Genomic DNA, 13,156 nt, shown 5'->3' with positions numbered 1-13,156 from the left:
TTATTTTTTTTTCTTCTAAACCTTAATACTAAATCATTTATTCATCTTTAAATAATTAAACAAAACTCTTTTTTATTCATCAGGAATTTTAGACCTAATTTAGCTTTATGCATGTGCCAAACCCTTCTCTACTAAAATTAAGTCCTTTCCTGACTTTTAAGTTTTTTATCTCTTACACTTTAAATCATCTCCTATTTATGTATAGCCATCCTACTTTTGCATCATCACCGTTACCTAAATCTATTATATAATAATAGGTTCCCGAAGGCAACCCTGATTCAGCCGCTATCGTTGACCTTCCTTCCGAACTTCCATCCCACTCATTCATATATCCTTGTTTTTTATATACTGTATTTCCCCAACGATTAAAAACCTCAAGCGTATTGTTAGGATAATCCTCAATACAAGTAATAATAAATGTATCGTTCTGACCATCCTGATCTGGGCTAAATTCATTATATATTGTAAAACATTCTGTTTCAATAGTTACTAACAAAACATATGATGTACCTTGGCAGTTCGAATTACTTTTTGGATATATAACATATCGAATAGTCTGATTGTTAGTAGTTGTATTTGTGAGTATATCTGTTATAATATTACCTTCGATAAGTTCAGTGCTCTCACCCTCAACGAAATCGTTACTATCGGCAATCCAGCTAAACTCAGTATTTTCAGGTAATACATCTGAGAGCAAATCATAATTTACATTCTCTCCATTGGATATCGTTGTATTCAAAACTTCCGTCACATAATTCTCTGGTGAAACTTGTACCGTATAGGTAAAAGATGCTCCTATACATCCTTCTGAACTTTGTGGCGTAATACGATAAACAACTTCCTGGATACTCGCACTACTGTTAATTAAAGTATCTGTGATGGTAGCTGTTGTTGTTTGTCCTAGAGTTATACCTTCAATATTACTATTATCTTCTGCCTCCCAAGTAAAGCTTGCTCCTGATAAATCAATATCATTTGCTAAATCCTTTGATAAAGAATCGCCACTACATATTGCCTCACTCGTATCAACTCCTACAGGTTCGGGTTTCACAGTTACAGTGTAGCTGTAGGGTGCTCCTACACACCCTAAGCTACCGCTGGGGGTAACTGTGTAAACAACATGTTGAATAACACCACTTCTATTGACTAAAGTATCCTTTATTTCATTGGAATTATTTGTTGTTAAACTCTCACCTTCTAAATTATTATTTTCAGTTGCTTGCCAGATAAAACTTACTCCCGACAAATCAACTGTTTGTGACAAATCTTTTGACAAACGGTCTCCGCTACATATAATATCTGTCGTTTCTACTCCAACGGGTTCAGCTTTAACGGTTACAGTGTAGCTGTAGGGTGCTCCTACACACCCTGAGCTACTTCTGGGGGTAACTGTGTAAACAACATGTTGAATAACACCACTTCTATTGACTAAAGCATCCTTTATTTCATTCGTATTATTTATTGTTATACTCTCACCTTCTACGTTATTATTTTCAGCTGCTTGCCAGATAAAACTTACTCCCGTCAAATCAACTGTTTGTGACAAATCTTTTGATAAACGGTCTCCGCTACATATAATATCTGTCGTTTCTACTCCAACGGGTTCAGGATTTACCGCAACAACATAACGATACGATTCCCCTAAACATCCTAAAGCACTGCGAGGAGTAATCGTATACACCACCTCTTGAACAACACCACTTTTATTAATTAAAGTATCCGTAATTTCATTGCTACCAGTTGCAATAACGGTTTCTCCCTCGACGTTACTATTTTCTGAAGCTTCCCAAATAAAACTACCTCCTGACACATCAATGTCTCTCGTTAAATCTTTCGATAAACGATCACCACTACAAATAACATCGGTGGTTTCTCTTCCTACTGGCTCTGGATTTACTGTAACTACATAACGATACGATGCTCCCAAACAGCCTAGAGCACTGCGAGGGGTAATCGTATACACCACCTCTTGAACAATACTACTTTTATTAATTAAAGCATCCGTAATTTCACTCGTACTTGTTGCCGTTATCGTTTCTCCTGCCACATTCGAATTTTCTATCGCCTGCCAAGTAAACGTTGTGCCTGATATATCAACAGTTGTTGTTAAATCTTTGGATAAACGATCGCCACTACAAATAACATCCGTGGTTTCTACTCCAACCGGTTCAGGATTTACCGTAACCACATAGCGATACGAGGCGCCTAAACATCCCAAAGCACTGCGAGGAGTGATCGTATACACCACCTCTTGAACAGTACCACTTTTATTGACGAGTGTATCCGTAATTTCACTTGTACTTGTTGCAATAATCGTCGCTCCGGTTACGTTACTATTTTCTAGTGCTTTCCAAGTAAAATCTCCACCTGACACATCAATATCTCTTGTTAGATCTTTCGATAAACGATCGCCACTACAAATAACATCCGTGGTTTCTACTCCTACTGGCTCTGGGTTTACCGTAACCACATAGCGATACGATGCTCCCAAACAACCTAAAGTACTGCGAGGAGTAATTGTATACACCACTTCTTGAACGACTCCACTAGTATTTACCAAAGTATCTGCAATAATTGTGGTACTCATTGTCGTTGTCGTTTCTCCTGTCACATTTGTATTTTCTATTGCCTGCCAAGTAAAACTTGTTCCTGATAAATCAACAGCTGTTGTTAAATCCTTTGATAAACGATCGCCACTACAGATAATATCGGTGGTTTCTACTCCAACAGGCTCGGGATTTACCGTAATTACATAACGATACGATACTCCCAAACAACCTAAAGCACTACGAGGAGTAATCGTGTACACTACCTCTTGTACAGTACTACTTTTATTGACGAGTGTATCGGTAATTTCACTTGTACTTGTTGCAATAATCATCGCTCCGGTTACGTTACTATTTTCCGCTGCTTCCCAAGTAAAACTACCCCCTGATAAATCAACTGTTGCGCTTAAATCTTTCGATAAACGATCGCCGCTACAGATAACATCCGTGGTTTCTACTCCAACAGGTTCGGGATTTACCGTAACTACATAGCGATACGATGCTCCCAAACAGCCTAAAGTACTGCGAGGAGTAATTGTATACACCACTTCTTGAACGACTCCACTAGTATTTACCAAAGTATCTGCAATAATTGTGGTACTCATTGTCGTTGTCGTTTCTCCTATCACATTTGTATTTTCTATTGCCTGCCAAGTAAAACTACCTCCTGACACATCAACGTCTCTCGTTAAATCTTTGGATAAACGATCGCCACTACAAATAACATCTGTGGTTTCTATTCCTACTGGCTCTGGATTTACTGTAACTACATAACGATACGATGCTCCCAAACAGCCTAGAGCACTGCGAGGGGTAATCGTATACACCACCTCTTGAACAATACTACTTTTATTAATTAAAGTATCTGTAATTTCACTCGTACTTGTTGCCGTAATCGTTTCTCCTACCACATTCAAATTTTCTATTGCCTGCCAAGTAAACGTTGTACCTGATATATCAACAGTTGTTGTTAAATCTTTGGATAAACGATCGCCACTACAAATAACATCAGTAGTTTCTACTCCAACTGGTTCAGGATTTACCGTAACTATATAACGATACGATGCTCCTAAACATCCTAAAGCACTACGAGGGGTAATCGTATACACGACCTCTTGAACAACACCACTTTTATTGACGAGTGTATCCGTAATTTCATTCGTACTTGTTGCAATAACCGTGGTTCCTGTAACGTTACTATTTTCTGCTGCTTCCCAAGTAAAGCTTACTCCAGTTAGATCAATATCTCTTGTTAAATCTTTGGATACACGATCGCCACTACAAACAACATCAGTAGTTTCTACTCCAACTGGTTCAGGATTTACCGTAACTACATAACGATACGATTCTCCTAAACAACCTGAAGCACTGCGAGCAGTGATCGTATACACCACCTCTTGAACAGCACCACTTTTATTGATTAAAGTATCCGTAATTTCATTACTACCAGTTGCAATAACGGTTTCTCCTTCGACGTTATTATTTTCTGAAGATTCCCAAGTAAAATCAACTCCTGACACATCAACGTCTCTTGTTAAATCTTTGGATAAACGTTCACCACTACAAATAACATCTGTGGTTTCTATTCCTACAGGCTCTGGATTTACTGTAACTACATAACGGTACGATTCCCCTAAACATCCTAGAGCACTGCGAGGAGTAATCGTATATATGACTTCTTGAACAACGCCACTTTTATTAATTAACGTATCTGTGATGTTTCCTGCACTCATCGCTACTACAGTTTCACCGATGACATCACTATTTTCTAAAGCTTCCCAAGTAAAACTTGTTCCAGCCAAGTCAATAGTTGATGTTAAATCTTTGAATAAACGATCACCACTACAGATAGCCTCAGTAGTTTCTACTCCAACAGGCTCAGGGTTTACCGTAACGATATAACGATACGATGCTCCTAAACAACCTAAAGCACTACGAGGAGTAATCGTATACACCACCTCTTGAACAACACCACTTTTATTGACGAGTGTATCGGTAATTTCATTCGTACTTGCTGCAATAACCGTGGCTCCTGTGACGTTACTATTTTCTGTTGCTTCCCAAGTAAAGCTTACTCCAGCTAGATCAACATCTCTTGTTAAATCTTTGGATAAACGATCGCCACTACAAATAACATCAGTAGTTTCTACACCAACTGGCTCAGGATTTACCGTAACTACATAACGATACGATTCCCCTAAACAGCCTGAAGCACTGCGAATAGTAATCGTATACACCACCTCTTGAACAATACCACTTTTATTAATTAAAGTATCCATAATTTCATTGCTACCAGTTGCAATAACGGTTTCTCCCTCGACATTACTATTTTCTGAAGCTTCCCAAGTAAAATCACCTCCTGACACATCAACGTCTCTTGTTAAATCTTTGGATAAACGATCACCACTACAAATAACCTCACTGGTTTCCACTCCAACAGGTTCAGGATTTACCATAACTACATAACGATATGATTCACCCAAACAGCCTAAAGCACTACGAGGTGTTATAGTGTATACCACTTCTTGAACAACACCACTTTTGTTACTTAAAATATCCGTGATGTTTCCTGTACTCATTGCTATTATAGTTTCACCGATCACTTCACTATTTTCCATAGCTTGCCAAGTAAAACTTGTTCCAGCCAAGTCAATAGTTGTTGTTAAATCTTTGGATAAACGATCACCGCTGCAAATGGCCTCAGTGGTTTCGGTTCCTACTGGCTCTGGATTTACCGTAACGATATAACGATACGAGGCACCCAAACAACCTAAAGCACTGCGAGGGGTAATCGTATACACCACCTCTTGAACAGTACTACTTTTATTTATCAGTGTATCGGTAATTTCATTAGTACTTGTTGCTCTAACTGTTTCACCTGTAACATTACTATTCTCTGTTGCTTCCCAAGTGAAACTTACTCCTGTTAAAGAAACATCTCTTAATAAATCTTTGGATAAACGATCGCCACTACAGATAACATCGGTGGTTTCTGTTCCTACTGGCTCTGGATTTACTGTAACTACATAGCGGTAGGGAGTACCTAAACATCCTGAACCAATGCGTGGTATTATTGTGTAGACTACCTCTTGAACTACCCCGCTTGTATTTACTAAGGTATCTGTAATTTCATTAGTACTTGTCGAACTAACGGTTTCGCCTGTTACATTACTATTTTCTGTTGCCTCCCAAGTAAAACTAACTCCTGATGTATTAACATCTCTTGATAAATCTTTGGATAAACGATCACCACTACAGATTACTTCAGTGCTTTCTGTTCCTACCGGTTGTGGATTTACCGTAACTACATAACGATATGATTCACCCAAACAGCCTAAAGCACTGCGAGGGCTAATTGTATACACCACCTCTTGAGCAATGTCAGTTGTGTTTACTAAAACATCTGTGATATTAGTACTCGTAGATGTCATTACAGTTTCACCTGTAACATTACTATTTTCTGATGCCTGCCAAGTAAAACTAACTCCCGTTAAATCAACAGTCGTATTTAAATCTTTCGATAAACGATCACCATCGCATATAGCTTTATTTGTTTCGAGACCAGCAGGTTCTGGGTTTACCGTAATTGTGTAAGTAAGAGGATTTCCCTCACAACCATCCGAATAAAAAGGAGAAATATCATATATTACGGTTCTTTTCTCAGAACTTCTATTTATGAGCTCATCTCCAATAATTGGAGAATTTGTTAGGATTAATGTTTCTCCTGTTACAAAAGGTTGATCTCTTGCCACCCATCGAAACGACATTCCTGTTTCATCAAAATTATCTTGAAGATTAATATTTAAATCTCCTCTGCTACAAATTGTTTTTTTAGGAGCTTTTCCTACTCGATCTCCTCCGATTGCGACCTCTCTTATTTGCAATGGTCTTCTTGTCCATGTATTGATTATGACCAAATCAAAATAAAGAACACATTCATAACTCTTTGAAAATTTGAATACCTCTTTTGCGGTTCCTTGAGAAGAAGCCTCAAAACCAGTTTCAACTCCTATTACGTTTCCTGCTGGATCATATAACTTTATTTCAAAATTTCTAATACCATCATTTCGCCCTCCGGTTACATTCACATCATTTACCAAATAAAAATCGGACACCCCACTATAAGCTTCACCTAGATCAAATCTTAATCCATTGCCCTTATTGTTGTCGTCGTTTCTCCAATCGGTATCAATACATCCATTACCAAAAGTATCTTCGTTATTGTCTATTAATTGATTAAGATTTCCCTGATTATTACAATCGATAAAAAAAGGAGCTCCAGGAATATTTTGAACACTGACTGGGGTAATTTCAGTTTGTTTACACCCCTGCAAAGTATATGGATACTCGGAAGACTCAAAAAACACATGCCCTTGACCATACTCCATTATCCAATTGTGAGAACCTCCTGTGATATCCTTAGATGCAAAAATTTCGATTTGAAATTCATCTTCTAAATACTGTATTACCTCTAATCCTTTGTTTCCTTTTGCAAACTCACATCCGTAAAAAACGAACTCTCGTACATTAGATTCTAACACTCCACTTTTCACTAACCATTCAGATATCTCTTCTTTTTCTATCCATCTTCCCTCTAAAAAGAGCATACCTGGTTTTGCATGACTAAAAACATGTACTCTCTTAGATTTTGATAAACAGGCATTATCGTTCTTTTTACTACAATTTCTCTTGATCTCTTTAAACAGTAGATGCGACTCTTCCAGTGCTGTATCAACGTAAAAAATTTCATTAGAAAATTCATAAATATTTTCCTTTCCAGAAAGAGAATACATATTATAACTAAATAAAACTCCTATAAAAACGTACCATAACTTTCCCTCAGCCCACTTTATCCCTCTATACATACCTATCATCATTTTTTTTTAATTAAATCACACTAATAACTCACAATTAATCATGTGAATAAAAAATTTCATTATTAGAAATCAGTTAAAATTGGTTTTGACTTTTATAAAAACTATGATAAAAGATGTATGTTTTCAAAATTCGAAGTAAAAAAAATTAAAGCCGACCTACCACGAGGAAAACATTAATCCAATTTAATTCTTGATAATTAAATATTACCAAGGCACATACATTTTAAGAAGATAAATAACTTAACTATTAGGTCAAGTTATTTTTTGGCTATTTTTTTGGTTTTTTAGGTAAACTACTCCATACGGTTAAATATGATTTAAATCTTACAACAGACACAAAAAGCGTTTGTGCAAAACTCTTAGTCGCTGCTAATATATATATAAAACATGAAATATTTATTTGTTTTTACACTTTTTTTAAAAAAAAAAAACAAACACATCAACACACACTAGGAATATAATTAATTATTTAACACAAAAACTAAGGTTTCTTCAATATTCTCTTAAAAAACCTAATTATCGAGTTTACTAGTTTATTCTATATTCATCTCTTTCGATAAACCTTTTACATAAGTTTGTTACATCCAAAAAAACTAGATAAAAAAATACACTCAGACGCGTACTTTAGGAATTAGGTTTGGATCCTTTATTAATTTTTAAATTCATTAGTGTCCGATAAAAAAACATCAAAAATTAGGTTTTTTTCGTAGAGTTGGTTTAATATGTCACCAAAAAACCAACCATGAGTAGAAATACAACTTTTTTCGGACAGCCCATTTTTAGTCAGCTTATAAATTTGATACCAAAAGAGAAAGTAGAATCTCAATCAGAAACTCATAAATCTGGCCGTTATTGTAAGCGATTCAGCACCTTTCAGCATCTAATTACGTTACTTTACGGAGTTACTTCAGGTTGTACATATATGCGTGAACTGTGTTCACGCATAGTACGTTATGGAGACAAAATAAGTCATTGTAAATTTGATTACACGCCCAATAAAAGCACTTTATCTGATGCAAATAAAAGAAGAGATTATAAAGTGTTTGAAGATATCTATTATGATTTGGTAGGGATATATTATCCAGATTTATCGGACAGCCACCAACAATTAGTTATCGACAAAAAAGTACATAGTATAGATTCTACCACAATTAGTTTGTTTCAGCCTATTTTTAAATGTGTGGGTCGTAATCCAAGCAACGGCAAACGAAAAGGAGGTATAAAAAGTTATCAAAAACTAGATATGCAGGCAGGTATTGCTGTTAAAGCTTATCATAGCGATGCCAAAGAACACGATTCTTTATTTATATAACATCAGGGTGTTGCTCACCCTGGGGAGGTGTTACTGTTTGCTAAAGCCTACAATAACTATGCTTTATTTGATAAGTGTAACAATAATGATATTTGTTTTGTAATCCGTTTAAAAAACAATGCCAAAGAACGTTTTATAGAAGAATTTGACTTAGAGGAAGCTACACCAGATAATATCTTGAGAGATGCCAAAGTAGCTTAAAATATAAAGATGATGATATAGAAAGGCTTTATTCTAAAGTACGACTGAATTAGTTCCATTCTTCCATATTTCCCATGCGAATTTCCCTGCAAAGGCATAATTAGCAAAAGCTTTTAGTCGTTGATTGTTTTGCTTTATGCGTTCAAGAACCATAAACCAGTTCATATAATTTTGCAAATATTTTGTAGCTAAACCATTAAACGGGCTCATCCATTTTCTTAGCCTTGCTGCCGTATTGTTTACGTTTTGGACATGATACACTTTGTTTTTTACGCGTGTCCCTTTGATGCGTTAAATTTTTGATGATCTATTTCCTTGCTTTTAGCAAAAGCTGTATAGGATCGATGGGTATCTGTGCAAAGGGTTTCCATCTTATCGAGTTTTCCTTCAAACACTTTATCCAAATCTTTCTTACTTATAGGTCCTCTTGTAATTACTCTTAACTCTTTATTATCCGCTCTGTCACAAGTTACAACAACGGCAATTTGCTCATTGCTAATTCCTCGCTTGGTGGCTTTACCTCCTCATTTTCGTGCTTTTCTCTCCAAATCCCTGCTGCCTTTTCCAGATTCCAAAAAGAAAATATCATCACTCTCTACAATTCCTTGAAAACCTTCTGGACAAGCCTGATCAAAAGAACTTAATACCTTATGCCGCCAATCAAAGGAAGTCTGTACACAAATACCTGTCTGTTTTGCACACTTTTCAATGGAAAGACCCATTAACATATGATATAAATAGGTAGGGAAGAGTTCTGGTTTCTTTAGACCAAAAACCAATTTACCCGTAGTATCTCTGAAATATTTCTTACAAGTCTTACAATCATAACGCTGTACTTCTTTGTGTTTTCCGTTAGCACGAACATCATTGCAGCCACAATTGGGACAACTCACACAAGTTTTTGATTTCACACTCGATAGCAGTAAATTATTATCTCCTAATGAGTATGAAATCATTAATAATAGTTCGTCTACAATTTGCTTACGCACTAAAATATCAAGCCCTTGAAAATAATCTGAAAAATCTTGTGGAATCATTGCTTATAGTTTTCTCTAAAACACAATTTAATTAAGTCATTTTATAGAATATAGCCTATAGAAAAAGAGGTGGAACTAAGGCTGGTAAGCTTTTAGTATCAAGAAAAGAACAAGGCTTATTATTTTCTAACCAATTTATTTGATGAACCTGCTGAAAATATTGCAAATCTCTATAAAAAACGTTGGCAAATAGAGTTAATGTTTAAGAAAATAAAAGGTATTATTAGTATTGTTCTCTTGCAATAATATGGTAATACTTTGAACCTAATTCATGGCTATCTCTTTAAGAGTATTTTTTGAAAACATTAACAAAATTCAGGTCTCAAAACGTCACTTTAAATTTACTTTTGCCATCTGGTTGCAATAATTTAAAATGACTCCACAAAACAAAAAAAATCTACTAAAAGCTACATCAGTATTTTTACTGATGCTATTGTTAGGTACTATTGTTTTGAAGGCGATACATCATCATGATGACAGCTCTTATAACTCTTCTAATGAAGTAACTCAAATTTACCAATCAACAGCTGATCATTGTAATATTTGTTCATTTTCTATACCAACTTTTCAACTACCAACATTTCCATTATTTGATTTAGTATTACTTCTTGTAATATTGAATGTAGTAATCAATAACTACCAACCAAACTGGTTATTTGATTGTTATGGCTCAAATCTACATTTACGAGCCCCTCCAAAAACTATTTAATCACAACATCTCTTCAATATCATTTCTAAGAAGTCCTCTTAGGAAAATATTGGAACACAATCAGGTATGTATTATTTGATTACTCCAGACTGTTTATAATTCTATTTTAAATGATAAATAAAAGCTTAAGCTATTTATTTTGTGTCTTATTCTATACATTAAGTTATAGTCAAAACACTCAAAATGTTACTCTTAAAATAATCGATTCCAAATCGAAGAAAGAAATTCCTTATGCTCATGTTAGTATTGGTAAAAAACATGCTTATGCCAAATCAAACGGTAAGGTCTTTCTTTCTAACATCCCCTTTGGCTCTAAAGAGGTAGTGGTAACACATGTTGGTTATACAACTTTAAATAAAAGTATTTCAATTCCAACAAAAGAGATCATCATTCTTGCTCTTACGCTAAATAACGCAACTTTAAGTGAAGTAGTAATTTCAAAAAAATCACGAAAAAAACTGAGTAAAGTTTCTGCCATTACCTCTAAAGTCAATAATAATTATCTAGAAAAGAACAGAGATAATAGTTTAATGCAAACACTACGTGACATCCCTGGAGTAAACGCTATTACTATTGGTTCCGGACAATCTAAACCAACTATTCGAGGATTAGGTTTCAATAGAGTTGTTGTCGTTGAGAACGGAATAAAACACGAAGCACAGCAATGGGGAGCAGATCATGGATTAGAAATAGATCAATATAACGTCGAAGACATTGAAGTTATTAAAGGAGCCTCTTCATTACTTTATGGTTCAGATGCAATTTCAGGAGTCATTAATTTAAAAAACAATAGTATTCCAAATATTAATAGTTTCTCTGGTGAACTCAACTTAACTAATAGAAGTAACAACGATTTTTATGGTATTTCTGTAGGTATAAAACAACGTTATAATCATTGGTTTTATAAGGCTAGAATAACTCACGAGGATTATGGCGACTTTAAAGTTCCTACAACTAAAATAAATTACGACAATTATATTTTTAATCTTCATAAGAATTACCTTCGAAATACCGCTGGATACAATCACAATATTGGTTTTTCATTAGGATATGTTCATCACAATATAACCTCTATTACAACCTTTAGTAATATTAATGCGAAAAATGGCTTTTTTGCGAATGCCCATGGCCTAGAGGTACGAACTTCCCGTATTAACTATGATGAAAGTAATAGAGATATTGATTTGCCTTTTCATAAAGTAAATCATTTCAAAATAACAAACAATACAAATATATCTTTTGAAAACAACAGTTTAGATATTGAACTCGGATATCAAAAAAACCATAGGGAAGAGCATTCTGAGCCAGTTCCGCATGGTTATATGCCAGCCCCCGATCATTCAATGGAGCGTCTATTTGAGAAATCAACCTATACACTAAATATTAAAGATCAAATCTCTTATTTTCAAAATCATAACATAACCACGGGAATTAACCTTGAATATCAAGATAATAATATTTCAGGATGGGGATTTTTAATTCCTGCTTATAATCGTTTAACAGTTGGTGCATTTGTTTACGACCAAGTAAAACTAAATAAAAACCTATATGTTGATGGAGGTATCAGATATGATTACGGTACCCTTAAAACACAACCTTATTATGAATGGTTTTATTCTCCTGTAATTGATCAAAATGGGAATACTACTCAACAAAAACTCCAACGTGCAGAAGAAAGAAATTTAAACTTTAGCAATTTCAGTGCCTCTGCAGGAATAAGCTACATAAAAGAAAACACCTCTTATAAAATAAATATTGGCAAAAGTTTCAGAATTCCTTTGGCTAATGAATTAGCTTCAGATGGCGTAAACTACCATATGTATCGTTATGAAGAAGGCTCTTTGGATTTAGATCCCGAAAGTTCTTATCAAATAGATGCTGAATTTAAAACCAACTTTAATAAAGTAGATTTTCAACTAACACCATTTGTCAACTATTTTGATAATTATATCTATTTGAGTCCATCCTCAGAATATTATCAAACATTACAAAAATACCAATATCAACAAAGTGAAGTATTCAGATATGGTGGTGAAATTCTGGCGCATTATAGACCTACAAATTCGATTACTTTGTCAGGGTCTTTAGAATATGTAAAAGCTAAGCAACTTAGCGGTAGAAAAAAGAACTTTACGTTACCTTTTTCGCCACCTCTTACTGGAGTTTTATCCTTAGAATATACCCTAAAGCCTTGGTCTTATTTTAATGATATTAATCTCTTTGCCAGTGGTAGATTTGCTTCAGACCAGAACGAGATCGTTCCACCAGAAAAAACCACTGAAGGCTACTCTTTATTTAGTTTAGGCTTACGCACCAATGTACTGGCATTTTCAAAAATAAATCCGCTCAAAATTCAAGGAAAAATAAACAACCTTTTCAATAGAAAAGCATTTGATCATACAAGTTTTTATAGGCTGATAGAAGTTCCTCAACCTGGAAGAAATTTTTCAATTACACTAATACAAACATTTTAA

7 protein-coding genes and 1 pseudogene are annotated in these 13,156 nt (G+C 34.9%); 5 read left to right on the top strand and 3 right to left on the bottom strand.

The window, feature by feature from the left end; all coding sequences use genetic code 11:
• Positions 1-184: 184 nt before the first annotated feature.
• Positions 185-7,411, bottom strand: a complete 7,227-nt coding sequence (locus BLW23_RS17750) for a PKD-like domain-containing protein (RefSeq protein WP_176829872.1) — start codon at positions 7,409-7,411, stop codon at positions 185-187.
• 754 nt (positions 7,412-8,165) lie between these two features.
• Here BLW23_RS17750 and BLW23_RS17745 point away from each other — a divergent pair.
• Complete coding sequence (locus tag BLW23_RS17745) at positions 8,166-8,735, top strand: DUF4372 domain-containing protein (protein ID WP_093672367.1); 570 nt, start codon at positions 8,166-8,168, stop codon at positions 8,733-8,735.
• Between the two features lie 27 nt (positions 8,736-8,762).
• On the top strand, positions 8,763-8,936 hold the full coding sequence (locus BLW23_RS23330) for a hypothetical protein (RefSeq protein WP_176829871.1): 174 nt from the start codon (positions 8,763-8,765) through the stop codon (positions 8,934-8,936).
• A gap of 33 nt (positions 8,937-8,969) precedes the next feature.
• On the opposite strand, the gene BLW23_RS23325 is transcribed toward BLW23_RS23330, so the two are convergent.
• Both BLW23_RS23325 and BLW23_RS17735 read right to left on the bottom strand, forming a co-directional pair.
• Positions 8,970-9,197 carry a hypothetical protein gene (locus BLW23_RS23325; RefSeq protein WP_093672365.1) on the bottom strand — a complete coding sequence of 76 codons (228 nt, stop codon included), beginning with the start codon at positions 9,195-9,197 and terminating at the stop codon, positions 8,970-8,972.
• A gap of 263 nt (positions 9,198-9,460) precedes the next feature.
• Complete coding sequence (locus BLW23_RS17735) at positions 9,461-9,973, bottom strand: IS1/IS1595 family N-terminal zinc-binding domain-containing protein (RefSeq protein ID WP_093672363.1); 513 nt, start codon at positions 9,971-9,973, stop codon at positions 9,461-9,463.
• A 108-nt stretch (positions 9,974-10,081) separates the two neighbouring features.
• Here BLW23_RS17735 and BLW23_RS23530 point away from each other — a divergent pair.
• The 3 genes and pseudogenes from BLW23_RS23530 to BLW23_RS17720 form a co-directional block, all read left to right on the top strand.
• Positions 10,082-10,189: pseudogene (locus BLW23_RS23530) on the top strand (transposase); the annotation flags it as partial.
• 157 nt (positions 10,190-10,346) lie between these two features.
• Positions 10,347-10,682 (top strand): hypothetical protein, encoded by a 336-nt coding sequence (locus BLW23_RS17725; protein ID WP_093672361.1) that lies wholly within the window; start codon positions 10,347-10,349, stop codon positions 10,680-10,682.
• Positions 10,683-10,792: 110 nt separating this feature from the next.
• On the top strand, positions 10,793-13,156 hold the full coding sequence (locus tag BLW23_RS17720) for a TonB-dependent receptor (protein WP_093672359.1): 2,364 nt from the start codon (positions 10,793-10,795) through the stop codon (positions 13,154-13,156).

It is taken from the genome of Tenacibaculum sp. MAR_2009_124 (genome assembly GCF_900105455.1).
GTDB lineage: Bacteria > Bacteroidota > Bacteroidia > Flavobacteriales > Flavobacteriaceae > Polaribacter.
The sequence above is the reverse complement of the archived record's forward strand: the minus strand, read 5'-3'. Positions and strand labels throughout refer to the sequence as shown.

Bases quoted from the DNA above. Each gene is read 5' to 3' on its own strand.
- BLW23_RS17745 (WP_093672367.1), top strand. From the start codon at position 8,166: ATGAGTAGAAATACAACTTTTTTCGGACAGCCCATTTTTAGTCAGCTT.
- BLW23_RS17750 (WP_176829872.1), bottom strand. From the start codon at position 7,411: ATGTATAGAGGGATAAAGTGGGCTGAGGGAAAGTTATGGTACGTTTTT.
- BLW23_RS17725 (WP_093672361.1), top strand. From the start codon at position 10,347: ATGACTCCACAAAACAAAAAAAATCTACTAAAAGCTACATCAGTATTT.
- BLW23_RS17735 (WP_093672363.1), bottom strand. From the start codon at position 9,973: ATGATTCCACAAGATTTTTCAGATTATTTTCAAGGGCTTGATATTTTA.
- BLW23_RS17720 (WP_093672359.1), top strand. From the start codon at position 10,793: ATGATAAATAAAAGCTTAAGCTATTTATTTTGTGTCTTATTCTATACA.